Raw genomic sequence first — 26,689 nt, 5'->3', positions numbered from 1 at the left:
TTAATAGAATACTTAGTAAATATACTTCCCCAGTAGCACTATTTTCCTGACCTGATTATCCACCCTACAGAAAGTAAATTATTTTAAGATAATTGAGTAAATTTCGAAGATGTAAGCCTTGTTAATGAAACAAAATAAACTATGAAAAAATTGATTATACCTTTTTTGAGCTTGTTTTTAGTGATGGGATCACTACAGGCGCAGACTCAAAAATGGACCAGCCTTTTCGATGGAAAAACCTTCAAAGGGTTCAAGCAATTGAATGGGCAAGCCAAATATGAAGTAAAAGACGGCGTAATGGTAGGAACTACCGTAGCGAACACACCTAATTCCTTTATGGCCACCGAACAAGAATACGGCGATTTTATCCTTGAATTCGATGTAAAAGTGGATAATAAAATGAATTCAGGCGTTCAATTCAGAAGCCTTTCTATTCCTGAATACCAAAATGGTCGTGTGCATGGTTACCAAGCAGAAATCGATCCATCAGTTAGAGGATGGTCAGGTGGAATTTATGATGAATCAAGACGTGGTTGGTTAGCCCAAAACGAACTAAAACCAGAGGCTAAGAAAGCCTTTAAATTAGGGGATGTTTGGAACCATTATCGCGTCGAGGCAATCGGAACTACGATTCGCACTTGGATAAACGAGGTTCCTGTATCCTATTTAGTCGATGATATGACGGCCAAAGGTTTCATTGCCTTCCAAGTGCACGCGATTTATGCAGACATGAAACCGGGAATGCAGGTGATGTGGAAAAACATCCGAATTCAAACGGGAAAAGATATGCAAGCACGTCCTTTGGACAACAAAGTAGTCGTAGACAATTATCTATTAAACACTATTTCTCCACAGGAGAATGCACAAGGATTCCGCTTATTGTTTAACGGAAAAGACTTAACAGGCTTCCGTTCTGCATTTAAGACAACAGCTCCTCCCTCTGTTTGGACGGTGGAAGACGGAACACTTCACGTAAATAGTTCAGGTGGAAAAGAATCAGGGAATGGAGGCGATATTCTAACGAATGACAAATTCGGTGCTTTCGAATTAACCTTTGATTTTAAATTAACGGAAGGTGCAAATTCGGGTGTAAAGTATTTCGTCAACGAATCCTATAATTCAGGCATGTCAGCTATCGGTTTAGAATACCAAGTGTTAGATGACGCAAAACACCCGGATGCAAAATTAGGAACGGTGGGAAATAGAACGCTAGCGAGTTTATATGACATCATTCCATCTAAAAAATTAGACGGACGCTTCCAACGTAAAATAGGCGAATGGAACAATGCACGTGTTATCGTATACCCTAATAACATAGTTCAGCATTGGTTAAATGGCTTTAAAGTAATTGAATACGAACGTAAGAGCAATATTTTCAATGTATTAGTGGCTCATAGCAAGCATAAAGTATGGCCAGGTTTTGGCGCACAAGATTCAGGCGCCATCTTATTCCAAGAGCACGGAGATTCCGTCTTCTACAAAAACATCAAAATCAGAGAAATTAACTAAACCAAACAATGGAAAGAAGAGAATTTATCCACAAAGGTGCTTTAGCTTCCCTAGGAACTTTAGCATTTAGTCCAAAGTCTTATAGCAAGATTTTAGGCGCAAATGACCGCGTTCGTGTAGCTTGTGTCGGTTTTTCAGATCGCCACCGGGCATCACATGTACCGCCATTCAAGGCTTTAGCGAAACAAATGAACTTTGAAATGGTCGCACTTTCAGATTTATGGAATCGCCGTAGAGATGAAGGAAAAGCCTATTTAGAGAAAGAATTAGGCGGATCTATCCAAACTTACAGAAACAATGATGAATTGTATGCTGCTAAAGGAATCGATGCCGTTTTCATATCCACAGCGGATTTCCAACACGCATTACACACCATCGAGGCAGTAAAAGCAGGTTGCGATACCTATACCGAAAAGCCATTAGCCGAAACGATGGAAGATAACCGCGCTGTTTTAAAGGCAGTGAAAGATTCCGGAAAAGTGGTTCAAATCGGGTCACAACGTCGTTCAGGCGAGAACTATTGGGCAGCCGACGAATTCATTAAATCGGGTAAATTCGGTGACATCAAAATGGTGGAATTAATGTGGAACGTAAATCAGCCAGCTCGCTGGAGACGTCCTGAATTAACGAGCATTTTAAAAGAATCAGATATTGACTGGAAGCGCTTCTTGATGAACCGCCCAGCTGACAAATTTGATCCTCGTAAATATTTAGAATACCGCCTATTTTGGCCATATTCTTCTGGAATTGCAGGACAATGGATGTCGCACCAAATCGATACCGTTCACTGGTTCTCAGGTCTTTCTCACCCAAATTCAGTCGTAGCGAATGGTGGAATCTACCAATGGAATGACGGTCGTGTTAATGCAGATACAATGACAGTGGTAATGGATTATGGCAAAGGAACTAAGGGATTCCAGGTTCAATTCACCTCCCGCTTCTCTAACTCAGCTGGCGGTACAAAAGAAATTTACTACTCAAACGGCGGTGAATTAAACTTAGACACGAACACAATTTCTCCAAACGGGGGACTTCGTGAGCGCGAGGCAAAAGCAATGGGCTTACAAGCGAACTTATTACCTACGATGAAAATTGAAGGTGCAAAAGTGGCTACAGATGCAGATACAGGAGGAGATATTTTAACTTTCAACCACGTGAAAAACTGGATGGAATGCGTTCGTTCTCGCAAAACTCCTAATGCTCCTATCGAGGCTGGATACCAACACTCTATCGCAACTATCATGTCAAATGCAGCATATCGCACGGGACAACGTGTTACTTTTGACGAGAAAACGCAAGAGGTAATGGCGGGGGATAAGGTTTTTAAGTATTAGTCAGTGGACAGTAAACAGTAGTCAGTGGACAGTAAACAGTAATCATTGGACAAAATTGGGGCGCAAGCCCCTTTTTTGTTTTTCAGAGTTGAGATTACAAAGTATAGATAATAGAGTAGAGAGAAGAAATAATAAAATTGGAATCAAAAGTAGGCTAAAGCCCCCTTTTAGGCGATTTATTTAAATGCTAGGTTATGATACTTCATTACTGACTTTATTCTTTATGCTTTATGCTTTATGCTTTAATAAGATTTTGTAAATTGCACTATATAAGATTTCTCGCTCCATGGCAATTATTTCAACTAAATCAAAAAAGGACTTTTACCTACACCTAGCCATTCTGGTGACGTTGTTTTTAGTGCTATTTTTTGGTTTCTTTTTCGTCTATTTACCTTGGAGTACACACCATGGGGAAACTATTAAAGTACCTAATTTAAAAGGTATGACGATGGATAAGATGGAGGAATCGGTTGATGCGAATAACCTCGAATACGAGATCTCAGACTGCACTTTTGTAGCTAATAAGCCCCCTTTGACTATTTTGTCACAGTATCCATTGCCTAATGCTTTGGTCAAATCAGGACGTAAAATATATATTACCATTAATTCAGAAACTCCCCCTACGATCCCCATGCCTAATCTAATTGGGCTATCGGTGAGAAGTGCGGAACAGCAATTGGTTATTGCGGGATTGAAAAAAGGGATTGTGCATCAGGTTAATGATCCGCGATTGAAAGAGGTGATTGACATGCAGGCTTTGGGACGTAAAATAATGGCTGGGAATAGTATACCTAAGGGAACCGAGGTCGATTTATATATCGGAAATGGAACGGCCGATGCGGAAATTGAATTACCGGATTTGATCGGAAAACCTATCGATGAGGTTTCTATTATTTTAGCGGGGATGAATTTAAAATTAGGCCGTGTGACTTATGAGGCCAATAGTGATTTAGAAGCAGGAACCGTATTCAAACAAACCTGTGCGACTTGTGATGGAACGAGTATTCATCCGGGTGATACGATAGATGTTTGGGTGGTAGGTGACGGAAATAATCAATAATATGGATATTACAATCGAAGAATTAAAAGAGCGAATGGATAAGGGCGAAGCCTTGCATCTGTTTGATGTGCGCGAAGAATATGAGTTTGATGAATTCAATATCGGAGCTATATTAATTCCTTTAGGTGAATTGCCAGATCGTTTAGATGAAATGGCTCATTTGAAAAACGAAGAAATTTTAATCCATTGCCGCTCAGGAGCTCGTTCTGGACGTGCAAAAGACTATTTGACAGCGGAAGGCTACGCAAATGTACGCAATGTATTAGGCGGCATGGTGGCGTGGCAAGCAGCGGGTTATTAACATGATTGCGACGCAATTCAAGCAAGAATTAAATCAATTAAACCTCCTAGATATAAGGACTCCCAGGGAATGGGATGAATTAAGTCTAGGAGGTTTTCACGTTCCATTGGATTCTCTTTTGGAGAAAATGGATGAAATTTCAAAGGAAAAAAGCTGGGTGATTATCTGCTATAATGGAGCGCAGAGTCTGATTGCCTTGCGTCTGATGAAGGCCAAAGGTTTTACCAATGTCGATCACCTTGAAGGCGGATTGGAAGCTTATTTAAGCCTCTAATCTTTTTAAAATTTCCACAAAGGCATTCGAAGGATGCAAATAGCTAAACTCATCTTGGTTTCTAAACCAAGTCATTTGCTTCTTCGCATAGTGTCGGTTATTTCGCTTTAACAAACGAATCATTTCCGCTTCATCGTATTCACCCCGAAGAAAACCGTAAATTTCCTTGTAGCCTAGGGTTTTCAATGCATATAAATGTTGCTTATCCTCAAAAGCCTTCGCTTCCTCCATCAACCCCTTCGCTAACATTTGATCCATTCTTTGATCAATCCGGGTATATAATTCTTCGCGAGGGCGTTCTAGACAAATCTTGATGACTTGAAAAGGTCTTTCGGGTTTTGTAGCCAAACGAAATTCTGAGTACGGCTTTCCTGTAGACAAACAAACCTCTAGGGCGCGAACTACGCGTTGCGGATTTTTGGAATCTACCTTAGCTGCATAATCTGGATCTAATGTCTTCAGTTCAGAAAATAATGCCCATAAGCCGTCCGATTTAAGGCGAGCATTCAGGTTTTCACGCAAGACTAAATCTGCCTCTGGCATCTCATCCAAACCTTCCATTAAAGCCTTTATATACAAGCCTGAACCTCCGGTGGCGATAACAATATCCTGCTTTTTAAACAAGGTATTTAATAGCTTTGTTGATTCACGTTCGAAATCCCCTGGAGAAAAATACTCCTCCACGGAATGAGAATCAATAAAATGATGTTTTACTCCACCCTGCTCTTCAGCAGATGGCTTAGCAGTTCCAATAGAAAGTTCGCGATAAAATTGACGGGAATCCGCCGAAATAATGTCCGTCTGTAGGTGCTTTGCTAAATCAACACAAAGCGCAGTCTTTCCGACTGCCGTGGGACCTACGATGACGAGCAATATTTTTTTAGATAGCTTCAAAGATTAATAGGTATTTTTCTTACCATACCATTTACGACCAGCACTCGCTTTATCAAAAGAGCGAGCAGGCTTTGCGTCAGCAGCTGCAGGAGCGCCTGAGCGTGGAGCACCGTTTCCACCGCCACTATTACGTGGTGGACCTTGAGGTTTTTTTGCCGCTTTTTCGACATGTAATACCCGCATTGGGTATTTATGAGCTTCCACTACTGGAATCTTTTTCCCGATTAATTTCTCAATGTCTTTCAAATAGGCTTTCTCCTCAATATCACAGAACGAAATTGCAGCACCTTTAGCTCCAGCACGGCCTGTACGACCAATTCTGTGAACATAGGTTTCAGCGATGTTCGATAATTCGAAATTGATCACGTATTCTAATTCATCTATATCAATTCCACGAGCAGCGATGTCGGTTGCGACAAGTACGCGAGTGGTTTGAGCTTTGAAGTTTTTAAGGGCGCTTTGGCGGGCATTTTGAGACTTATTACCGTGAATCGCCTCTGCTCTGATGCTTGCTTTTAATAAGACTTTCACCACTTTGTCTGCGCCGTGTTTAGTACGGGTAAAGACTAAGGCCGTTTTAATCGCCGTGTCCTGCAAAATGTCTAATAAAAGATCATTCTTATTTCCTTTATCAACGAAATAAACGGATTGATTGATAATTTCGACTGTGGAAGAAACGGGGGTAACGGATACAGAAGCTGGATTACGCAAGATACTTGCGGATAATTTAACAATTTCCGGGGGCATCGTAGCTGAGAAGAATAGCGACTGGCGTTTGTGTGGCAAGGCCGCTAATAGTTTCTTCACATCATGAATGAAACCCATATCTAACATACGATCCGCTTCGTCTAATACGAAGTATTCTACGTCTGCAATAGATAATAAACGTTGGTTCATTAGGTCCAAAAGACGCCCTGGCGTCGCGATCACCACATCAGCACCGCTGCGGATGGCAGAAACTTGGGGACTTTGGCCTACTCCTCCAAAAATAACCGCATATTTCAAGTCCGTATGACGCGCATACGCACGGAAACTTTCGCCTATCTGAATCGCTAATTCACGCGTAGGCGTAACGATTAGGGCACGAACTTTCTTATTTTTTTGGAAGGATTTATTCTCCTCTAAAAGTTGAATGATGGGCAGCGTAAAAGCTGCTGTTTTACCAGTTCCTGTTTGAGCACAACCTAATAAATCGGTACCACGAAGGACGATAGGAATAGATTGAGCTTGAATGGGGGTTGGATTACTATAACCCTCTTCTTTGAGCGCCTTTAAAATAGGCTCAATGAGGTGCAATGATTCGAATGACATATTACTGTATAAAGATGTGTTATGAGCAATGAAATAATAACAAACATCCTCATAATGTGGCGCAAAGATACGCCTTTTATTTAACAGATTCGATTAAACGTCTCATCTCGACTAATTTGGCCTTGATCTCCTCCCCTTTTTGGGTCCCGATTAATACAGGTTCTCCCTCCTTAAAATTCAATTGTAAGCCTACGCTTCCGGCCACATTATAGACAAGCCCATTCCCGTTAAAGCTGTATTTAATACCCCAGCCGCCATATTCCTTCAATGGACTGTAGTCACGAACGTAACAAGCTGAAATAGAATCCCATGCATAAAATTTCTCTCTAAAATGAAAGGGAAAAAAGCGCACATAAATACCTTCAGCTTCGATGCGAGTCTTTAATTTCATTTGACAAAACAAAAGCGGCAATAACAATCCTAAACCATAAGAGATGATATATGATAGCGTTGATTGAGGTGGCTCTGTGGCTAATGCATAAATCAAAGCGCCCCATGAAACTAGTAAAACTAGCCATAACCACCATTGGGTAAAACGTTGCGTTTCGCTAAACATAGGCAAGATAATTAGGTCAAATTTAGCAGAATTAAGGAGAAAATTTTAGATTTGTTAAAACCTATTTAAAATAATGCAAACCAAAAAACAAAGCCTCGCCTATATCATTAGTGCGTCGTCAGTGGGTACTTTAATTGAGTGGTATGATTTCTATATTTTCGGGAGCTTAGCCACTGTTTTATCGACCAAATTTTTTCCAACAGATAATCCCACTGCCGCCTTTTTAAATACCCTTGCTACGTTTGCTGCTGGTTTTGTGGTTCGACCTTTCGGCGCCTTAGTTTTTGGGCGATTGGGTGATTTAATTGGTCGAAAATACACCTTTATGGTGACACTGATGCTGATGGGCGGTGCCACTTTTGCGATTGGTTTAATCCCCTCATATGCAACCATAGGTGCCTGGGCCCCTATTTTAGTCCTTACCTTACGCTTGTTACAAGGTCTAGCGTTGGGCGGAGAATATGGCGGCGCCGCTACCTATGTAGCCGAACATGCACCGCCAGAAAGACGGGGATTTTTTACCTCTTGGATTCAAACAACCGCTACATTAGGATTAGTCATTTCATTAGCGGTTATTATGCTGACCAGAGCATCTTTAAGCAAGGACGCATTCGATGATTACGGCTGGAGAATTCCATTTCTAGTATCTATTGTGATGGTTTTAGTCTCTTTGTTAATCCGTAAAAACATGGATGAATCGCCCATGTTTGAGCAGGCTAAAGCGGAAGGAAAAATTAGCAAAAACCCGTTAAAAGAATCTTTTGGCAATAAATTAAATTTAAAATATGTCCTTTTAGCGTTATTTGGAGCAACGATGGGACAAGGATTGGTTTGGTATACCGGGCAATTTTATGCGCAGACTTTTCTTTTAAAGATCTGTAATCTGGATGATATTCAAACGAATACTATTTTAGTCATTGGGTTATTACTAGGCACTCCCTTATTTATCTTTTTTGGTGCTTTATCTGATAAGATTGGCAGAAAAGGTATCATGATGGCCGGTATGATTATTGCCGTTTTCTCTTATCGTCCCATTTTTGATCAAATGTATAAAACAGTCGATGTTAGCCACAAAACAGTGGTTCCTGGTTCGGAAAAGATGGTTCTTAGCGGTAAAACAACTACGGTGTCTAAAGAATTTACAGATGGGAGTTCCTACAAGAATGTCATTACGGAAGTTTCTACGGAGAAAACCGAATCTAAAATCACCATTAAAATTAATAAGACCGATCAATGGGCTTTGATAGGCTATGTTTTCTGTCTTATTTCTTTCGTAACCATGGCGTATGGACCTATAGCAGCCTTTTTAGTAGAAATGTTTCCTACTAAAATTCGATATACGTCAATGTCCCTTCCCTATCATATTGGCAATGGCGTTTTTGGCGGATTAATGCCCGCAATTGCTACTTTTCTGGTTTCTAATGCAAATGCGGCTGGAACCTTAGAAAAACCCTATTTAGAAGGATTAAACTACCCAATCGCCCTCATTAGCGTCTGCGTAGTGATCGGAATTATTTATATCAAATCAGATAAAAAAGCATCATTATGAACCTAATAAAACGTATTTTGGGGATAGTATGGATCGGTTTAGGAATCGGTGCCGGCATTTATTTGATCTATTTTCAAGCGGTTCCTTTATGGGCCAAAGGGGGAAATGACCTAGTTCCTGCCATTATTTACACCTTTGTTTTGGCCCCATTAATTTCGATTGGGATGAGCCTTTTTGGCTATTATGCCTTTCAAGGAGAATTTGATAAAATATAAATTATGAGAATTAAAGACCTAGTAGATTACCAAAAAACGTATGAATTAAGTGTGCAGGAGCCTGAAAAATTTTGGGCAGGCATCGCGAATGAATTTGAATGGTCTAAGCCATTCACTAAAGTATTGGATTGGAATTTTAAAGACTATTCTGTCAAATGGTTTGAAGATGGGCAATTAAATATCACAACAAATTGCCTAGATCGTCATTTAAGTACGATTCCAGATCAAGCAGCCATTATCTACGAGCCTAATGAGCCTGGTGATTTAGCCATCACATTGACCTACCGTGAACTGCATGCACGAGTTTGTAAAATGTCCAATGTCTTGAAATCTCAAGGCGTCCTAAAAGGGGACCGCGTATGTATTTACATGCCCATGATCCCTGAATTAGCCATTGCTGTTTTAGCTTGTGCTCGAATTGGAGCCATTCACTCGGTTGTTTTTGGCGGGTTTTCAGCACAATCAATCTCAGACAGAATCAATGATTCAGCCTGTAAGGTGATCCTTACAACGGATGGAGCCGTTAGAGGAAATAAAATGATCCCGATGAAAGAAACGGTGGATGAGGCTGTCGCGCTTTGTCCCTCAGTTGAAAAAGTAATCGTTAAACGTCGCACAAATACCCCGGTTTCGATGCTAGACGGCAGAGACATTTGGTGGGATGAAGCAGAAAGTGAAGCTGCCGACGCTTGCGAACCAGCAATCATGAATTCTGAAGATCCCTTATTTATTTTATATACATCTGGATCAACAGGAAAGCCAAAAGGCGTCGTTCATACCTGTGGTGGATATATGGTTTATACGGCTTATACATTTGAAAATGTTTTCCAATATAACCCAGGTGAAGTCTATTTCTGCACCGCTGATATTGGTTGGATTACCGGTCACTCCTATTTAGTTTATGGCCCACTTCTCAATGGAGCCATATCCGTCCTTTTCGAGGGAGTACCTACTTATCCAGATGCGGGACGTTTTTGGGACATCATAAAAAGACATCAAGTCAATATATTCTACACGGCACCCACAGCGATCCGTTCATTGATGGGCATGGGTAACGAGTTTGTCACAAATAAAGATCTAAGCTCCTTGCGCGTTTTAGGATCTGTAGGCGAACCATTAAATGAAGAAGCTTGGCATTGGTATAATGACAAAGTAGGTCATGGCAATTGCCCCATCGTCGATACTTGGTGGCAAACAGAAACTGGGGGGCACATGATTTCACCCATCGCTGGAATTACACCATTAAAGCCCGCCTACGCTACATTACCATTACCTGGCGTTCAACCCATCTTAGTGGATGAAAACGGCAAGGAAATTGAAGGAAATGGCGTTAACGGAAATCTTTGCATTAAATTCCCGTGGCCTGGAATCATCCGGACCACCTACGGTGACCATGAACGTTGTAAATCTACCTATTTTGCTACCTATCCGGGCTTATATTTCACTGGGGATGGCTGCATGAGAGACGAAGATGGATATTACCGAATTACAGGACGTGTAGACGATGTAATGAATATCTCGGGTCACCGCATTGGAACGGCAGAAGTGGAAAATGCCATCAATATGCACACTGGAGTCGTAGAATCGGCCGTGGTTGGTTTTCCTCACGACATAAAAGGACAAGGAATATATGCCTATATCATCTGCGTGCATATGCCAGAGAATGACAGCCTAATGCGCAAAGACATTTTGGCCACCGTTACTCGTGTGATAGGACCCATTGCAAAGCCGGATAAGATTCAATTTGTGACGGGCCTACCTAAAACACGTTCAGGTAAAATTATGCGCAGAATTCTACGCAAGGTGGCTGAAGGCGAATTTGGCAGTCTAGGTGACACGTCGACGTTACTGGATCCGGGGGTGGTGGAAGCGATTATCAGCGGAGCTTTATAATTTGCTTCGCAGTAGATTAGAGATAATAGAGTAGAGAGTAGAGATTTAAAGCATAGAGCACAAAGTCGGAATCGCCTACGGCGATGAATTCAGAGGTACGTTGACTTAGGAATGATTTCCTTCGGACTCATTCCCTGCGGACTGAAAACTGGATACTGATTACTGTTTACTGTATACTGTTTACTGTTTACCATCTACTGCATTATATGCTTCTCTAATTTGGCTAAAATTTCAAAAGCCGTTTCAGCCATTTTATTTCCCATATTATCTAGAAGTGGATTAATTTCAGCTACTTCTAGGCAAATTACTTTCCCTGTCGAAATAACCATCTCAAGAAGTGTAGAAACTTCTGCTGAACTAAACCCTGATTTAACAGGAGTTCCGGTACCATAGGATATTTGATCGCAATCTAGGGAATCTACGTCAAAAGAAACGAAAATAATATCCGTTGATTCTAGTTGACGAATAGCTTTATGGAGGCAATTTTCAAATCCTAAATTCCGCATTTCCTCTACTTTGAAATGCATGATACCAAACTGATTAATTAAGGATTCCTCTGCAAATTCAAAATCTCGCAAACCAAAGTAAACCAAATGATTAGGCAATAATTTTGGCCCTTGCACGCCAATATTTTTTAATTCCTGCCACGAATCCACTGTTTCGATTGAAACTTGATTTACGCCACAGTCTAAATTATCTAAATGCATTGCTGCCGCTAAGGGCATTCCATGAATATTTCCAGAGGGAGACGTATAAGGTGAGTGTAAATCTGCGTGAGCATCGATCCAAACAACTCCCAGCTTTTTCTCAGGATAGGCCTTTTTTATTCCACTAATTACACCCAAAGCAGAAGAATGATCTCCGGATAAAACGATAGGGAAAAACTGATTATTCAAACTCTCTGAAACATGAGTACAAACACGTTCACATTGCTGTAGGACATGTTCTATCCTTTTTGCAAAGCTATTGGTATTCTTTTGGTAGATAGTTTCGTTATGAGTAGAGATATCCTCAAAAAGGTGTCGATGAAAAAAATCATCCTCTTGGTTTATTGCTGCAATTTCTAATGCATCAATACCCATATCTGATCCCCGCGTACCCGCACCAATATCAGATCTATTTTTGAGTAGTTTGATGAGCATGGTTTGTTGATGTGGTCGCTGCTGCGCAGCTTAGTTGTCACTTTGTGACTTAGTCGACTTCGTCTTAGTCGCTGCTTCGCAGCTTAGTCAATTAAAAACAAATCTAAAGTCATCCCAAAAGGGGATTCCTACTTTATTCTTTATTCTTTATGCTTTTTGCTTTAAGTTTTAGAAGTCAATGGGTCCACAGAATTTTTTATGGTAAGCGTTTACAAAATTATTGCATAGCACAATTTTAAAACGCTTACCATAAAAAATTACCAAAAATAAGTGTACAATGCCACAATAGCCATCACCACTACGACCGCTCCAAAAATGAAGGACGGCTCGAGTTTGAACATTTTGGCATCAATCTCTAAACCTTTCGGGTTATTCTTGCTCGCCGGATCAGCTAAGGTAATAATCACCATTGAAACTACGCAGAATATAAATACCCAGCCCATACGGTCCATAAATGGAATCATGTACACGTCGCCATCTAAAAAGGCCGTGTAGAATAGGCAATCATTTACGCCCGTCCAAGTAGGAATATATTTGGTTAAAATAGAGAATGTAACACCTCCGATTAAGGCAAATAAAGCCGCATTCGAAGTCGTTCTCTTCCAGAAGAATCCTAAAATAAACAAAGCAAAAATACCTGGAGAAACATAGCCCGTATATTCTTGAATGAATTCAAAGCCCCCTTTTTTGTCAATACCCATAAATGGAGCAATAACGATCGCTAATACCATCGCACCTATAATGGCGATACGACCCACTGAGACTAATTGCTTCTCTGTGGCATTCGTATTCAAATATTTTTTGTAGATGTCCAAAGTAAAGATCGTTGAGATCGAATTCGCTTTACCCGCCATGGAAGCAACCACTGCTGCTGTCAAAGCCGCAAAAGAAAGACCTTTTAAACCAGCCGGCAATAGGTTCAACAATACTGGATAAGCGCTATCTTGATTGATCACGCCATCTTTCAACATCTCTTGTTGGAACATGCCATCCTTGTGCAATAAATAAGCAGCGATACCAGGTAAAACTACGATGATAGGCATTAATAATTTTAAGAATGCCGCAAATAAAATACCCTTACGAGCTGTAGGAAGATCCGCTCCTAAAGCGCGCTGAGTGATGTATTGATTACAACCCCAATAGTTCAAGTTAATAATCCACATTCCACCGATTAACACCGTCAAACCTGGAAGAGATGGATAATTCGCATTGTCTTTATTTAGAATCATGTGGAAATGCTCCGGTGCTTTTGTCAATAAATGACTCATACCGCTCATCATTCCTTCACCACCGAAGTGATCAGAAACCATTTGTAAAGCTAAATAGGTGGTGGCAAGACCTCCTAAGATCAAAAAGAATACTTGAATCACATCCGTATATCCAATCACTTTCATACCACCCAAGGTAATAAGTACCGCAAAAACAGACATTCCGATCATACAAAGTTGCATGTCAATTCCAGAAATGGTAGTAATCGCAAGGGCTCCTAAGTACAAAATAGAGGTCAAATTCACGGCTACATATAGCATTAACCAGAAAACAGCCATGATTAAACTCACGGTAGGAGAATAACGTTGCGATAAGAATTGGGGCATCGTGAAGATTTTGTTCTTCAAATAAATAGGCATGAAGAAAATCGCCACGATTAATAAGGTTGCTGCAGCCATCCATTCGTAAGTAGCGATGGCTAGACCGAGTCTGAAACCATTACCTGACATACCAATAAATTGCTCTGCAGAGATATTTGAAGCAATCAATGAGGCTCCGATTGCCCACCAGGTTAAAGAACCTTCGGCTAAAAAGAAGTCATTTGAATCAGATAATTCAGATTTTTTCTTGTTGTAAATCCAATAGCCGTAACCAGCTACTACCACAAAATAAAATAGAAAAACGAGGTAATCGAGTGTTTGTAAACCGTTTGATTGCATAGAGTTTTGTAGTTAATTTTTGGTCTTTAATTGTCTAAATTAAGATTTTTATCGGAATTGTGCTAATCCCAAAGCTCAGGTTTCACTAAAACTACCTCTTCTTCGCGATCTACGATGACCATTCCGGGAAGTAAATCCTTCGTTTTACGAACGAATTTTTTAGAGGTAACCATGACGGGACAAAGGGATTCTGTCTGTCTTTTAGAGAAATATGCTGCTAAACTGGCCGCCTTTTCAATAACGAAGGCGGGAACCGTTCGGTTTTGTGGATTTCGAATAATCACGTGAGAACCAGAGACGTCTCTAGCGTGCAACCAGATATCTTGTTTCTTCGCGTATTTCAGGGTGAGGAGATCATTGTTTTTGGCATTTTTACCTACCCAAATCGCCCATCCTTCTACCTCAAATTGCTTAAATGGCAATTCCTCTGTTGCATTCTTTGCCGCAGTAATTTGCAAATAAGGTTTCAACCCTTTGCGCGTTTCCACTAATTCCAACGCCGTTATTTTCGCTTGTAGATCAGTTATTTCTCGCTGTTTACGGGCAATGTTTTCTTCCCAGTGGGCGAGTTCTTTAGAGAAATTCTTCGCTTTTCGGTAATAATTCTCCGCATTCGCTGCTGGACTTAAGGTGGAATTTAATTTAATCGTAATAGGGAGATTTCGGTAGAAGTCTTCCAAAGTCACCTTCGACTCACCAGAAGGGATCAAATGCAAAAAGGCCATCAAAATATTTCCAATTTCTTCAAAAGGTACATTAGTCTCTCGTATCACCTTCTGTTTCTCCAATTCTTGCAAATACAATAAGGATTTAACTAAATTTCGTTCTAAGCCATCCTGAATCAATTTCTTCTCCCGCGTGAACTCCCCTACCGAATAGTGCACTAGGTAAAATTGGTTCAGTGCAGCGATGGGATCTGTCGATTGAAAAAGAGGGTCAGAAGAAGGAGGAAATAGCGTAAATCCAATACCTTTTGGCGTGGACACCACATAAAAAGACCCCTCTTCTAAAATAGAAAGCATTTTTTGCAATAATGCCCAGCGATCTTTTAGGTTCGCCTGCTCATATCCTTGAGCAGCAAGCCAGGCTTGCCCTTCTTTTCCTAAGGTGGGAAATAGAGGGAAATACTCTCCATCGGCCGCTTGGAAGGCTTCAAAACTCTGATCAATCGAACGCGAAATGGATCCTAATATAAGCTCATCATCTTTTTTGAGGCGCTTTTGGAACTGAGAATCATATTCCCCATCGCGGTATAAAATCAGATTAGCTCTATTTCCAAATAACTTAAAAACCAGCACATAATTACCTAAGAAATGAATCCCAAAAGCTCGTTCATTCTCGTACATCTCCACTTCCTGTACTTCTGCTAACAATAAATCAGAGAAAAGATCGATGGAATTTCGGCCAGCTCGGTGGAAAGATTCTGGAAACTGAAGACTAGAGAACTGAGGTCCTAGGGAGCATTTAATGTAGAAATCATCCCCGTTTTGGCGTTCAAACCCCAAAACCAATTCATCTTTATCTTGAGAAAAACACTGTTTTAAGCGCGCATACATCAATATCTGCCGTAAATGACTCGATAAAATCCGTAGAAAATAATAGTTATTGTGCATGGCTTAGCTTAAATTTATCCTCATGTCATCGATACCCGACTCCTATCTCACCATCGCGAAACCTGCTGAAGGACTTTACAAAGATAAAGGAAGTAAATTCATCAGTTGGGCATATCCGGTGAAAGATTTGGAAGAAATAAAAAGCAATTTAACATCTCTAAAAGAAGCGCACCCGAAGGCTAGGCACATTTGCTATGCTTATCGATTAGGTTTCACACCGGAGGAAGCTCGATCAAATGATGACGGCGAGCCTGCTGGAAGTGCAGGAAAACCCATTTTAAATACGATTCTATCCTATCAAGTGCATTATGTACAAGTGGCAGTGGTTCGGTATTTTGGTGGCACTTTACTGGGAGTTCCTGGATTAATCCATGCCTATAAAGAAGGGGCGATTGACGCTTTAACACAGGCAGAGATTTATGAGAAAGAACCTATGTCACTTCGCAGCATCGAATTTTCCTATGCACAAATGAATGAAGTGATGAAAATTTGTAAAAGACATCCAATTCAAATAGTAAATCAAGTAATTGATAATCTTTGTACCTATGAATTGACCTATCCATCTCGCCACGCAGCAGAGATAGATGCCTCTTTAAATAACCTATGAACAGCATTAAAATTTATTTAACCTCCTCAGGGATTCAATTGCAAGATCAGCAAGGGCTGGTTTGCTCGGTCCCAGGAAACTGGGATGATTTCATTAATCAAAAGAATCTATTTGAAGTTTGCTCGATGCATCTTTTGAATGGTATTCAGGCCAAAATAGAAAATACCCTCTGCCCTATCGATTCGCAAGAAATTTGGGCGGCTGGCGTGACCTATTTGCGCAGCAAAGTGGCACGGATGGAAGAATCTAAAGAATCCGGTGGTGACACTTTTTATGACAAAGTCTACGATGCTGTCCGTCCAGAGATATTTTACAAAGGCAATCGTTTGCGTGCGGTAGGTTCAGGTGGAAAGGTGCGGATTAGAAAGGATTCACTTTGGAATGTCCCAGAACCGGAATTGACACTATTTGTCAATAAGCACGGCGAATTAGCCGGCTATAGCATCGGTAACGATATGAGTTCCCGGGATATCGAAGGCGAAAATCCACTCTATTTGCCTCAGGCCAAAGTCTATGACGCAGCAGCAGGTCTCGGACCCTGCTTATTAGTAACGGAGATACCTTTGGCGCCTAATACCATCATCGCGATGGAAATTTCCAGAAATGGACAAAGCGTATTCAAAGGGGACACCGAAATCTCCCAAATGAAGCGTTCACACGCTGAATTAGTGGACTATTTAACCCGCGAAATGTCCTTTCCATCAGGAGTCTATTTGATGACGGGCACGTGCATCGTCCCTGATCCCCCTTTTACCCTACAATCTGGAGATAATATCCAAATTACCATTGAACCTATTGGAACCCTTATTCAAACCGTTGCCTAATGAATTATAAAGACGCCTCGATCGCAGAAATCGACTCAGCAGTAGCAGCCGCAAAAGCAGCCTTCCCTATTTATCGCCGCATTTCTGATTCAGATCGCGCATCGTTTTTACAAGCTATTTCGCGCGAAATAATGGCCTTAGGTGATGAATTAATCCAAAGCGCCTGCGCAGAATCAAACCTCCCAGAGGCTAGAATTACGGGAGAAAGAGGTCGCACAACAGGCCAAATCCAAGCCTTCGCAGACTTCATCTCGAATCCCTCATGGAAAAAGGAAATCCATGATCCCGCGATGCCGGACCGTGCACCCTTACCTAAACCGGATTTATTTCAAACCCAAATCCCCTTAGGCCCTGTCGCTGTTTTTGGGGCAAGTAACTTTCCATTAGCTTTTTCAGTGGCCGGAGGCGATACCATTTCTGCTCTAGCTGCTGGCTGCCCAGTGATTTTCAAGGCGCATCCAGCGCATCCAAAAACAGGGGATTTAGTAGGTTCTGCCATTTCGAAAGCCGTAGCCTCTTGTGGTTTACCAGCCGGAGTTTTCGCTTTAATTCACGGTTCATCACACGAAGTGGGATCAATTTTAGTGCAGCATCCAGCTATTACAGCAGTTGGCTTTACAGGATCCTATCGAGGTGGAAAAGCCTTATACGACCTAGCTGTTCGTAGACCCCAACCTATTCCGGTATATGCAGAAATGGGATCTGTAAACCCAGTTATCTTATTGTCGGATAAAATCGCCAAAGATCCAGCTGCATTAGCTGCTGGGCTTGCCGGTTCTGTATGCCTAGGTGTAGGTCAATTTTGCACCAATCCTGGCCTTTTAATTTTACAGAAAAAAGACGCGAGCTTCCTCGATTTGCTTGCTGCGGAATTAGATAAATTACCTTTAGGCCCGTTTTTAACGTCTGGAATTGCTGCGGCTTATACTTCCGGCGTTGCTAACCTTGCGAAACACGCAAAGAAATTAACCTCGCGCGAGCTCCCTTCCCCTGCCCTATTTGTTGCAGATGCTGCCACCTTAAATCGGGAGATTTTAGAAGAAGTTTTTGGTCCTTGCAGCGTGGCTATTTTAGTGGAAAATGAAGCAGAAATGCTGACATTTATCGAATCAATAGACGGACAATTAACAGGAACTATACATGGGACTAAAGCCGAGATTTCGGAAGAACTCGTAGATGCCTTGCTACAAAAAGTGGGTCGTTTACTTTTCAATGGTTTCCCCACAGGCGTCGAAGTGTCAGGCGCTATGGTCCATGGAGGGCCTTTCCCTGCGACAACCGACTCACGTAGTACCAGCGTGGGAACGCAGGCGATTTATCGGTTTATGAGGATGGTGTGTTGGCAAAATAGAGTATAGATTAGAGAGTAGAGATGAGTCGCCTGCGGCTTAGTCAATAAGTCGCCTACGGCTTAGTCCGGAGGAGGACTAAGCGACGAAGTCGCGACTAAGACGAAGTCGACTAAGCCGTAGGCGACTCATCTTTATTCTTTGTGCTTTATGCTCTATGCTTTACACTTCTAAAATAACGTTTTCAAATGTAAGCTCTCCTGAAGCATCCAATTCCATCATCACTGCAGAATCCTTGACGATTTTGCCGGCTAAAATAGCCTTAGACAATTCGTTCAGCACTGCTTTTTGAAGCACCCTTTTCATAGGACGACCACCGTAAATAGGATCGTAACCATCTGAAGCAAGCTTATTCAAAGCCTCTTCTGAGGCATCTAAGGTGATGTGTTGATCGGCTAAGCGTTTTTGAACTTCTTTGAACTGAATCGCTAAAATTTTGCGCGCATGTTCTAAAGTCAAAGGTTCGAATAAGACGACTTCATCCACCCGGTTCAAAAATTCAGGACGAACGACTTGCTTTAACAAAGTCATCACCTCTTCTTTAGTCTCTTCTAAAATCAGCGCATTGTTCCAGCCTTCCATCAACGCCATTTTCTCTTGAATCAAGTGGCTGCCGATATTAGAAGTCATAATGATGATCGTGTTCTTGAAGTTTGCCGTGCGACCCTTGTTATCCGTTAATCTACCTTCATCTAGCACTTGCAATAAGATGTTCCAAACATCTGGATGCGCCTTTTCAATCTCATCTAATAACACGACCGAATAAGGTTTGCGGCGTACGGCTTCCGTTAATTGTCCGCCTTCATCGTAACCCACGTATCCCGGAGGCGCTCCCACTAGACGACTTACGGAGTGTCGTTCTTGAAATTCGGACATGTCAATGCGTACCATGGCGTTTTCATCGTTGAATAAGTAGGAGGCCAAAGTTTTGGCTAATTCCGTCTTACCCACACCCGTCGTACCCAAGAAAATGAACGAACCAATCGGACGTTTGGGGTCTTGCAAACCTGCTCTAGAACGGCGAACCGCATCCGAAACCATCTCAATGGCTTGGTCTTGACCTGCCACCCGCTTATGTAATTCGTCTTCCAAATGCAATAATTTCTCCACCTCCGTTTGCAACATGCGACTAACGGGAATTCCGGTCCATTTGGCCACCACCTCTGCTACATTTTCTGCTGTCACTTCTTCTTGCAGCATCGAGTTTTCTCCCGCTGACTGCGCTTGCATATCTTTCAACTTTTGCTCCGACTCGACTAATCGACCATAGCGAATCTCTGCTACCTTGCCGTAATCGCCTTGGCGCTCCGCTTGTTCCGCCTCTAGCTTCAAACGATCAATTTTTTCCTTTTCAGCACGAACTGTATCTAGAACAGATTTTTCTGCTTGCCATTTAGCCTTCAAGGCATCTCTTTTCTCTGATAAATCTGCTAAATCGCGCGTTAAGATCGTCTCCTTCTCCTTATTATTCTCCCGGCGAATCGCTTCGCGTTCGATCTCTAATTGCATGATTTTGCGCTGTATGTCATCGATTTCCTCTGGAACGGAATCAATCTCTAAACGCATTTTGGCGGCTGCTTCATCCATTAAATCGATCGCTTTATCTGGTAAAAAACGATCCGAAATGTAGCGATTCGATAATTCCACCGCAGCGATAACCGCGTCATCCTGAATACGCACGCCATGGTGTAATTCGTATTTGTCTTTTATACCACGAAGAATAGAAATCGCATCTGCGACATCGGGTTCTTCCACTAAAACGGATTGAAAACGACGCTCGAGGGCTTTATCTTTCTCGATGTATTTTTGGTACTCTTTCAACGTAGTCGCTCCAATCGCATGCAGCTCGCCACGTGCCAAAGCGGGTTTTAACAAGTTTGCCGCATCCATCGCGCCTTCGCCTCCACCACCAGCACCGATCAAGGTATGGATCTCATCGATAAAAAGAACGATCTCCCCATCAGAATCAGTGACTTCCTTTATGACGGCTTTTAAACGCTCCTCAAATTCCCCTTTGTACTTCGCACCTGCCACTAAAAGTCCCATGTCGAGTGACATGACAATCTTAGATTTTAAATTTTCAGGTACGTCGCCAGAGACAATACGTTGGGCTAAACCTTCTACAATGGCGGTTTTACCTACTCCAGGTTCTCCTAAAAGAATGGGATTATTCTTCGTCCTACGGGATAATATCTGTAAGACACGGCGAATTTCTTCGTCCCGTCCGATGACCGGATCAATTTTTCCGGCTTTCGCTAAATCATTTAAATTCTTACCGTATTTTTCCAAAGACTGGTAAGTTCCTTCTGCATGTGGATCGTTCACTTTTCTATTTCCTCTTAGTTCTTTGATGGATTTTTTAAAATTTGCACTCGTGATGCCTAAAGACTTCAATAAGTCAGTAATGGCATCTTTGGATTCGATTAAAGCCAGAAATAGAATTTCTACGCTCACATACGAATCTCCAAATTCCGATTTCAAAGCCTCCGCTTTCGTAAACACTTGCTGCAAGGCATTGCTAGCATAGGGCTGTTGTGCGCCTGATACTTTGGGGTAAGACGAAAGGATGGTCTGTAATTTCTCCTGAATTTGAGGAACAGTCACGCCATTTTTCTTGAGTAAAAAGGCGGATGTTTGGGTGTCGTCCTGCAAGATCGCTTGCAAAAGATGCCCCGTTTCGATGGCTTGCTGGCCATTCTGGCTCGCGATTTCCATCGCGTTTTGAATGACAATTCCAGCTTGTGATGTGTAATTATTTGGGTTCATATCGGCTAGGTTTTACTCCTAACAAGCAAATGAATACCCAATCGAAAAAATCGGAAAAAATGACATTAAATTTAAAGCAAATCTATAGAAAAACACGCCAAAATGGCGCATATTAGGCGAATTTGGCTTTAATGGCGTCCTCGAAATTCTTCAAGGCAATTTGCAAATCAACAATCTCCTTAGCGAAGTGTTCGAAATCACATACCTTCGCCTTTATTTCGATCTTCTCACAAAGGGAGTGCACCTGAGAAGCGCCTAAAGTACCCGAATTCCCTTTAAGGGTATGTAGTTCGGATTGAACACCTTTGCAATTCGACTCAGAATGAAAAAGAATAGCAGCGGCTACTTGTTCTTTGGCCTCCACAATAAACTCTTCCAGCATACTTTTCACGAAAGCGGGATCGCCGCCCACCGCATCAGAAAGCGAGGCAAGAACCTCTTCGTCCACGACAAAACTAGATACCTCTAACGCATCTTCGACGGAAGCATGTCCATCAGATACCCAGCGCGACACCGTTTGAATCAGCTGTTGTGCACGGATCGGTTTGGCTAAATAATCATCCATTCCTGCAGCTAGGAATCGCTCCCGGTCTTCCTTCATCGCATAAGCCGTCATCGCCACAATCGGAGGAAGGGAGGCTAAACTCAGGGCTTTTAAACGGCGAGTCGTTTCCATTCCATCCATCTCTGGCATTTGGATATCCATTAATACTAAATCGAAATGAATGTCATTTTGCAGTACAGAAATCGCGTCCTGGCCACTAGGCACCATAATTACCTCGCAACCGGCCTTCAGTAGAATCTGACCTGCCACCTTGCGATTCGTGGCATTATCATCCACTAATAATACACGGGCGTGTACCGAATGCAGACTACCCGAAATTGAAAGATTATCCGATTTCTTCGTTTTAGTAGCTAAAGCAGAATCCCCTGCAGCAAGTTTGATGGTAAACCAAAACGTACTTCCCTTACCCTCTTGTGACTCTACACCGATCTCTCCGTCCATCATCTTACAGAATTCACGAGAAATGGCTAATCCTAGACCGGTCCCTCCATAATTTTTCGAAGTAGAATTATCTACTTGTTGGAAAGCATTAAAGAGTTTTTCTAAATTGACTGCACTAATTCCGATTCCATTATCGCTCACACGTACTTCTAATTCTGTACTATCTTCCTTTAGCGATTTAACTTTCACCGCAATTTTCACGGATCCGTTTTCGGTAAATTTCAACGCATTCGAAGTTAAATTCGAGAGAATCTGCAATAAACGTGTTTCATCCACCTTGACATAAGCCGGAACTTTGTCGTCTAACTTGTACGAAACTTTATTCCCTTTCTGATGCGCTAATGGCGTAAACAAAGCCATCAATCGATCAAACACATCTTCTAACAGAATATCTGTTGGATGCAGCACCATCTTGCCTGCCTCAATTTTGGCGAGATCCAGAATATCATTCAAAATATGTAAAAGCGTTTCGGACGACTTGCGAATCGTTTGCAAGTAATCGCGCTGATCTTCATCTAATGAAGTGTCACACAAGAGATCCACCATCCCGATTACTCCATTCATCGGAGTACGAATTTCGTGGGACATATTCGCTAAAAACTGCTCCTTCACCTGCAGCGAGTGCTCCGCCTGTTCGCGTGCCTCGACGAGTTCAATTTGGTACTTCTTCAAATCCGTAATGTCGCGCGCAATACCCGAAACCTCGGAAATTATCCCTTGATCTAAAATCGGGTTTAAATAGACCTCTAACCAACCATCGGAGTCGTCTTTCTTGTGAATACGTAATTCAAAATGCTGCTTAGCCCCCTTAAAAGCTAATTTATAATGATCCTCTAACACTTTTCGCTCCTCTGGAGACATAAGCTTGAAGCCCATCGTTTCCGAGCTAATATTTAATTGAGGTTTCATCCCCAGCTCTTGCTCTAATAAATCGGAGTAATCGTGGTTAAAACTCATTAACATTAAACGCTTATTCACGGACCACATTAAGTGGGAGGAGCTATCGAAAATAGCATTTAAGCGAGCTGTTTCTCTTCCCAAAGCTTCTTCCGCCTGCTTCCTCGATATCGCAATCGCCACTTGCCCCGATATAAAGTCTAATAATTCTAAATCTCGGTTCTCGTATTTATTCGCACGCTCATACGATTTAACCCCAATGATTCCAGTCACTCGGTCCCCGATGCGCAGGGGAACACACAGCATAACTTTGGGAACCACCCCATAGAGGTAAATCTTCTTCTCTGCAGCGAGCTGGTGAATATCGTCATCGTGCAAAATCAGCGGCTTATTTGCCATCAAAGCATATTCCGTCAAGCCATTCCCTAAACGGCGCTTAGTAAAATGCACACGGGAATTAAAGTATTCATCGATGTAGTAAGGGAAATAAATAAAACTCTTGCCTGGATCGTATTGTGCAATAAAGAAGTTCTTCACGTCAATCACTTCCCCTAATTGCTTGTGAATGTTCACAAACAAATCATCTAGATTAGACGAATTAATTGCCACCTGGGAGATGGAAGAGAACAATTTATTTGCTCGCTCTGCCCGTACTTTTGCCGTTGAATTATGTAAAATACAGCGATAAGCTGTAGGAGTACCCCGCTCAAAACGACAGGTGGCTGAACCTGTTACATATAAGCGACGTCCATCTTTACGTCTAAAAACAGCCGTAAATTCCGGAATATCCTCTCCTTTCGCTAAAGCATCGAATTGTTTCTGAGTCTGGTGTGCAAACTCAGGATGCAGCACATCCTGAATTTTTAAATCCTTCGCCTCTTCCTCGCTATAACCCATCGTCTCTAACCAAGCTCGGTTAACAAACAGAAAACGTCCGGTCACACCGGTGATTTGGATTAAGTCAGTCGTATTATTAATTAAGTCTTGTAGTTGAGCGTTTGAACGAGTCAGGGCTTCTGAGACCTTCTTCTTTTCGCTGACATCCTCCCCTATAATACTGAGAAAATTATCACTCACCACGGTAGAAGCAACTTCTACCCATTTAATGGACCCAGATTTTGTCTTATAATTCCGCTCTCGCTCTTCGAATACCCCCCCCGTCTGAATTGCTTTGTTAAATGCGACGCGACGGGTTTCACTCTCTCCATCGGGAACTAGTGTCGTAAAGAAGTCCTTTCCATTTAATTCCGATGGCTTATAACCTAGCAATTGATGCGTATACTCATTCGCATGCGTGATGGTTCCATCTAGCGCCATAATGATGCCAAAAAGCTTCAGGGAATCCAATGTTTTAATCAGGGCATTCCTATCCTCCATACCTTTAATCGGGAATTTTGCTTAAATGTACGAAAAAGGGCTTAATTTTACCCCTTAAACCCCAGAGACCCGGTGCAAGTAAGAGCAAAAAAGAGTTTAGGACAACATTTTTTAAATGATTTAGAGGCAGCGAAGCGCATCGTAGATGGCTTGCAGCCGGCTGGAGCATACACAAAAGTGTTAGAGATTGGTCCTGGAATGGGTGTATTGACTCAGTTTTTGGTCAAAAAAACCGAATACAAAACCTCGCTCATCGAAATCGATAAAGAATCTGTCGACTACCTACGTAAAAACTATCTAGAGTTTACGGGTCCACGATTAATCGATGGGGACTTTTTACGTTATCCTTTGGAGAATATGTTTGGGGAGGAAAAATTCGCCATCGTAGGTAATTTTCCCTATTTCATCTCCACCCAAATCTTCTTCCGCGTATTAGAATACAAAGACCAATGCATCGAGGTGGTGGGAATGCTGCAAAAAGAAGTAGCTGTCCGTTTAGCCGCTAAACCAGGCAATAAGGATTACGGTATTTTAAGCGTGCTTTTACAGGCCTACTACGATATTGAATACCTATTTAGTTTAGGACCAGAAGTATTTACTCCCCCGCCTAAAGTCAACTCAGGCGTCATTCGCCTCGTGCGGAATTGGGATAAAAAACTCGATTGCGATCCGGCTAAATTCAAGTCTTTGGTAAAAATGGCCTTTAATCAACGACGCAAAACATTACGCAATGCGCTAAGAGCCATGCAATTACCTGAGCATCCACTTTTATCTAAAAGAGCAGAACAATTAGGGGTTCCCGAATTCACTGAATTGACCAATTTATGGAAAGATAATGGCTACCAAGGCGCTTAATCGATCTAATTTTAGTAATTTGCATTGTTTAATTTAAAAATCACCTCAAACCATGGAAGTAGTAAACACACAACACCTTCCGTTTGAACTTACAAAAGAGTTCATAGAGGACATCCGCCTGCTGATCGAAAATCAGGCGAATGAGGAAATCTTATTGAAGCTGGATGAGCTTTTCCCAGCCGATATCACCCATATTTTAATTGAATTAACGACGGACGAGGCAAGATATCTTGTCCTGTTAATCGACACAAAAATTGCGGCTGAAATCATCTCAACACTCGATTCAGATGACCGCAAAAAATTCCTAAAGAACTTCACATCGAAGGAAATCGCCTCTTACATTAATGTAATCGATTCCGATGATGCCGTAGATATTTTAAACGAACAACCGGTAAAAGTACGCGAAGAAGTTATCGCCTTGTTGAAAGACCGCGAACAAGCTCGATTCATTATCGACTTAATGCATTACGACGAAGATTGTGCGGGCGGTTTAATGCAAAAAGAATTAATTAAGATTAATATTAGCCAAACAGTGACCGAATGTGTGGAGGAAATCCGGAAACAAGCGGAGGATGTGGAGAAGGTGTATTCGGTTTATGTAATTGATGATGATGGGCTTCTTTTAGGAACTGTTTCTTTAAAGAAAATTATCTTAGCAAAACGTGGTTCTAAGATTGCGGATGTCTACGAAGATGATGAAATCGTTTCTGTTCAGACGTATGCGTCTGGAGAAGAGGTGGCTGACTTAATGCAGAAATACGATTTAGAAGCTATTCCAGTGATTAACATTCAAGGGCGCTTATTAGGTCGAATTACGATCGATGACGTGGTCGATTTTATTACGGAATCCGCACAGGAAGATATTCAGGTCATGGCCGGTATCTCGGAAGACGTAGAAGAAGATGACTCTGTTTGGTTATTAGTTCGTTCCCGTCTTCCTTGGTTAATAGGTGGCATGGTGGGTAGTTTTATTGCGGCTAAGATCATTGACCGATTCGATGATACGATCGCGATTTTACCAGCCATCTCCGCTTTCATTCCCTTAATTGGTTCGACGGGTGGAAATGTGGGCATTCAATCATCGTCCTTAATTGTACAGTCCTTAGCAGATAAAAGTGGTTTGGATACCAGCTTAGGAAAACGTCTTCAAAAAGTACTCGTTGTCGCCTTAATCAATGCATTAATCGCTGCCATTTTTGCTTTTGGATGTTCCTTATTAGTCGATTCAGGAGAAATAATGCTATCGGCAACCGTTTCTCTTTCTCTATTTGCCGTGGTAATGCTGGCTAGTTTAATGGGAACCATTACCCCTTTGGTATTAAATCAATTGAAGATTAATCCAGCAGTGGCCTCTGGTCCTTTCATCACGACTACGAACGACATTTTAGGCTATGGAGTCTACTTCCTAATTGTTTACTGGTTGTTATAA

At 41.8% G+C, this 26,689-nt stretch carries 21 protein-coding genes; 13 read left to right on the top strand and 8 right to left on the bottom strand.

Going from position 1 to position 26,689, the window contains the following annotated elements:
- The first annotated feature begins 141 nt into the window (after positions 1-141).
- The 5 genes from ACST13_RS01315 (at position 142) to ACST13_RS01295 (ending at position 4,478) form a co-directional block, all read left to right on the top strand.
- A complete protein-coding gene (locus ACST13_RS01315; RefSeq protein WP_459521415.1) occupies positions 142-1,509 on the top strand; it encodes a 3-keto-disaccharide hydrolase in 1,368 nt (455 codons plus the stop codon).
- Positions 1,510-1,517: 8 nt separating this feature from the next.
- On the top strand, positions 1,518-2,843 hold the full coding sequence (locus ACST13_RS01310) for a Gfo/Idh/MocA family protein (protein ID WP_459521414.1): 1,326 nt from the start codon (positions 1,518-1,520) through the stop codon (positions 2,841-2,843).
- Between the two features lie 286 nt (positions 2,844-3,129).
- Entirely contained in the window at positions 3,130-3,903 is a 774-nt protein-coding gene (locus ACST13_RS01305; RefSeq protein ID WP_459521413.1) for a PASTA domain-containing protein, read from the top strand.
- Between the two features lies 1 nt (position 3,904).
- Positions 3,905-4,204, top strand: a complete 300-nt coding sequence (locus tag ACST13_RS01300; protein WP_459521412.1) for a rhodanese-like domain-containing protein — start codon at positions 3,905-3,907, stop codon at positions 4,202-4,204.
- 1 nt (position 4,205) lies between these two features.
- Positions 4,206-4,478 (top strand): rhodanese-like domain-containing protein, encoded by a 273-nt coding sequence (locus tag ACST13_RS01295; RefSeq protein WP_459521411.1) that lies wholly within the window; start codon positions 4,206-4,208, stop codon positions 4,476-4,478.
- Here the strand turns inward: ACST13_RS01295 and miaA are convergent.
- The 3 genes from miaA to ACST13_RS01280 all read right to left on the bottom strand — a co-directional run bounded on the left by miaA (position 4,467) and on the right by ACST13_RS01280 (position 7,239).
- Complete coding sequence (gene miaA / locus ACST13_RS01290; RefSeq protein WP_459521410.1) at positions 4,467-5,372, bottom strand: tRNA (adenosine(37)-N6)-dimethylallyltransferase MiaA; 906 nt, start codon at positions 5,370-5,372, stop codon at positions 4,467-4,469. The genes ACST13_RS01295 and miaA overlap by 12 nt on opposite strands.
- Positions 5,373-5,375: 3 nt before the next feature.
- Positions 5,376-6,683: a DEAD/DEAH box helicase gene (locus ACST13_RS01285; RefSeq protein ID WP_459521409.1), complete on the bottom strand. Its 1,308-nt coding sequence runs from the start codon at positions 6,681-6,683 to the stop codon at positions 5,376-5,378.
- A 76-nt stretch (positions 6,684-6,759) separates the two neighbouring features.
- A complete protein-coding gene (locus ACST13_RS01280; protein ID WP_459521408.1) occupies positions 6,760-7,239 on the bottom strand; it encodes a hypothetical protein in 480 nt (159 codons plus the stop codon).
- Positions 7,240-7,312: 73 nt separating this feature from the next.
- Here ACST13_RS01280 and ACST13_RS01275 point away from each other — a divergent pair, with 73 nt between their 5' ends.
- From ACST13_RS01275 to acs, 3 genes are read left to right on the top strand one after another with little or no spacing between them, the layout of a single operon-like run.
- Entirely contained in the window at positions 7,313-8,788 is a 1,476-nt protein-coding gene (locus ACST13_RS01275; RefSeq protein WP_459521407.1) for an MFS transporter, read from the top strand.
- Positions 8,785-9,003 (top strand): DUF6814 family protein, encoded by a 219-nt coding sequence (locus ACST13_RS01270; RefSeq protein WP_459521406.1) that lies wholly within the window; start codon positions 8,785-8,787, stop codon positions 9,001-9,003. The genes ACST13_RS01275 and ACST13_RS01270 overlap by 4 nt, the downstream gene beginning before the upstream one ends.
- A gap of 3 nt (positions 9,004-9,006) precedes the next feature.
- Positions 9,007-10,896 carry an acetate--CoA ligase gene (gene acs / locus ACST13_RS01265; RefSeq protein WP_459521405.1) on the top strand — a complete coding sequence of 630 codons (1,890 nt, stop codon included), beginning with the start codon at positions 9,007-9,009 and terminating at the stop codon, positions 10,894-10,896.
- A gap of 194 nt (positions 10,897-11,090) precedes the next feature.
- On the opposite strand, the gene rocF is transcribed toward acs, so the two are convergent.
- The 3 genes from rocF to ACST13_RS01250 all read right to left on the bottom strand — a co-directional run bounded on the left by rocF (position 11,091) and on the right by ACST13_RS01250 (position 15,579).
- Positions 11,091-12,038, bottom strand: coding sequence for an arginase (rocF, locus tag ACST13_RS01260; RefSeq protein ID WP_459521404.1), 948 nt, complete (start codon positions 12,036-12,038; stop codon positions 11,091-11,093).
- Between the two features lie 257 nt (positions 12,039-12,295).
- Complete coding sequence (locus tag ACST13_RS01255; protein ID WP_459521403.1) at positions 12,296-13,966, bottom strand: sodium/sugar symporter; 1,671 nt, start codon at positions 13,964-13,966, stop codon at positions 12,296-12,298.
- 62 nt (positions 13,967-14,028) lie between these two features.
- Positions 14,029-15,579 (bottom strand): NFACT RNA binding domain-containing protein, encoded by a 1,551-nt coding sequence (locus ACST13_RS01250; RefSeq protein WP_459521402.1) that lies wholly within the window; start codon positions 15,577-15,579, stop codon positions 14,029-14,031.
- A gap of 22 nt (positions 15,580-15,601) precedes the next feature.
- Here ACST13_RS01250 and ACST13_RS01245 point away from each other — a divergent pair, with 22 nt between their 5' ends.
- From ACST13_RS01245 to ACST13_RS01235, 3 genes are read left to right on the top strand one after another with little or no spacing between them, the layout of a single operon-like run.
- Complete coding sequence (locus tag ACST13_RS01245; protein ID WP_459521401.1) at positions 15,602-16,186, top strand: IMPACT family protein; 585 nt, start codon at positions 15,602-15,604, stop codon at positions 16,184-16,186.
- Entirely contained in the window at positions 16,183-17,010 is an 828-nt protein-coding gene (locus ACST13_RS01240; RefSeq protein WP_459521400.1) for a fumarylacetoacetate hydrolase family protein, read from the top strand. Before ACST13_RS01245 ends, ACST13_RS01240 begins: the two co-directional genes overlap by 4 nt.
- On the top strand, positions 17,010-18,368 hold the full coding sequence (locus ACST13_RS01235; RefSeq protein ID WP_459521399.1) for an aldehyde dehydrogenase (NADP(+)): 1,359 nt from the start codon (positions 17,010-17,012) through the stop codon (positions 18,366-18,368). The genes ACST13_RS01240 and ACST13_RS01235 overlap by 1 nt, the downstream gene beginning before the upstream one ends.
- A 153-nt stretch (positions 18,369-18,521) precedes the next feature.
- Here the strand turns inward: ACST13_RS01235 and clpB are convergent, their stop codons facing one another.
- Entirely contained in the window at positions 18,522-21,125 is a 2,604-nt protein-coding gene (gene clpB, locus ACST13_RS01230; protein ID WP_459521398.1) for an ATP-dependent chaperone ClpB, read from the bottom strand.
- Positions 21,126-21,237: 112 nt separating this feature from the next.
- Entirely contained in the window at positions 21,238-24,405 is a 3,168-nt protein-coding gene (locus ACST13_RS01225; RefSeq protein ID WP_459521397.1) for a PAS domain S-box protein, read from the bottom strand.
- Between the two features lie 72 nt (positions 24,406-24,477).
- Between ACST13_RS01225 and rsmA the strand changes: the two genes are divergently transcribed.
- Together rsmA and mgtE are read left to right on the top strand one after the other, a co-directional pair.
- The gene (gene rsmA, locus ACST13_RS01220; protein ID WP_459521396.1) at positions 24,478-25,260 is read left to right on the top strand and encodes a 16S rRNA (adenine(1518)-N(6)/adenine(1519)-N(6))-dimethyltransferase RsmA; all 783 of its coding nucleotides are present in this window, start codon (positions 24,478-24,480) and stop codon (positions 25,258-25,260) included.
- A 52-nt stretch (positions 25,261-25,312) separates the two neighbouring features.
- Positions 25,313-26,689 carry a magnesium transporter gene (mgtE, locus tag ACST13_RS01215; RefSeq protein WP_459521395.1) on the top strand — a complete coding sequence of 459 codons (1,377 nt, stop codon included), beginning with the start codon at positions 25,313-25,315 and terminating at the stop codon, positions 26,687-26,689.

Source organism: Aquirufa sp. A-Brett2-W8 (assembly GCF_054558755.1).
The sequence above is the reverse complement of the archived record's forward strand: the minus strand, read 5'-3'. Positions and strand labels throughout refer to the sequence as shown.

Excerpts from the sequence above, each read along its gene's own strand:
- ACST13_RS01315 (WP_459521415.1), top strand. The coding sequence starts at position 142 with ATGAAAAAATTGATTATACCTTTTTTGAGCTTGTTTTTAGTGATGGGA.
- ACST13_RS01310 (WP_459521414.1), top strand. The coding sequence starts at position 1,518 with ATGGAAAGAAGAGAATTTATCCACAAAGGTGCTTTAGCTTCCCTAGGA.
- ACST13_RS01305 (WP_459521413.1), top strand. The coding sequence starts at position 3,130 with ATGGCAATTATTTCAACTAAATCAAAAAAGGACTTTTACCTACACCTA.
- ACST13_RS01300 (WP_459521412.1), top strand. The coding sequence starts at position 3,905 with ATGGATATTACAATCGAAGAATTAAAAGAGCGAATGGATAAGGGCGAA.
- ACST13_RS01295 (WP_459521411.1), top strand. The coding sequence starts at position 4,206 with ATGATTGCGACGCAATTCAAGCAAGAATTAAATCAATTAAACCTCCTA.
- ACST13_RS01285 (WP_459521409.1), bottom strand. The coding sequence starts at position 6,683 with ATGTCATTCGAATCATTGCACCTCATTGAGCCTATTTTAAAGGCGCTC.
- ACST13_RS01280 (WP_459521408.1), bottom strand. The coding sequence starts at position 7,239 with ATGTTTAGCGAAACGCAACGTTTTACCCAATGGTGGTTATGGCTAGTT.
- ACST13_RS01275 (WP_459521407.1), top strand. The coding sequence starts at position 7,313 with ATGCAAACCAAAAAACAAAGCCTCGCCTATATCATTAGTGCGTCGTCA.
- ACST13_RS01270 (WP_459521406.1), top strand. The coding sequence starts at position 8,785 with ATGAACCTAATAAAACGTATTTTGGGGATAGTATGGATCGGTTTAGGA.
- acs (WP_459521405.1), top strand. The coding sequence starts at position 9,007 with ATGAGAATTAAAGACCTAGTAGATTACCAAAAAACGTATGAATTAAGT.
- rocF (WP_459521404.1), bottom strand. The coding sequence starts at position 12,038 with ATGCTCATCAAACTACTCAAAAATAGATCTGATATTGGTGCGGGTACG.
- ACST13_RS01255 (WP_459521403.1), bottom strand. The coding sequence starts at position 13,966 with ATGCAATCAAACGGTTTACAAACACTCGATTACCTCGTTTTTCTATTT.
- ACST13_RS01250 (WP_459521402.1), bottom strand. The coding sequence starts at position 15,579 with ATGCACAATAACTATTATTTTCTACGGATTTTATCGAGTCATTTACGG.
- ACST13_RS01245 (WP_459521401.1), top strand. The coding sequence starts at position 15,602 with ATGTCATCGATACCCGACTCCTATCTCACCATCGCGAAACCTGCTGAA.
- ACST13_RS01240 (WP_459521400.1), top strand. The coding sequence starts at position 16,183 with ATGAACAGCATTAAAATTTATTTAACCTCCTCAGGGATTCAATTGCAA.
- ACST13_RS01235 (WP_459521399.1), top strand. The coding sequence starts at position 17,010 with ATGAATTATAAAGACGCCTCGATCGCAGAAATCGACTCAGCAGTAGCA.
- clpB (WP_459521398.1), bottom strand. The coding sequence starts at position 21,125 with ATGAACCCAAATAATTACACATCACAAGCTGGAATTGTCATTCAAAAC.
- ACST13_RS01225 (WP_459521397.1), bottom strand. The coding sequence starts at position 24,405 with ATGGAGGATAGGAATGCCCTGATTAAAACATTGGATTCCCTGAAGCTT.
- mgtE (WP_459521395.1), top strand. The coding sequence starts at position 25,313 with ATGGAAGTAGTAAACACACAACACCTTCCGTTTGAACTTACAAAAGAG.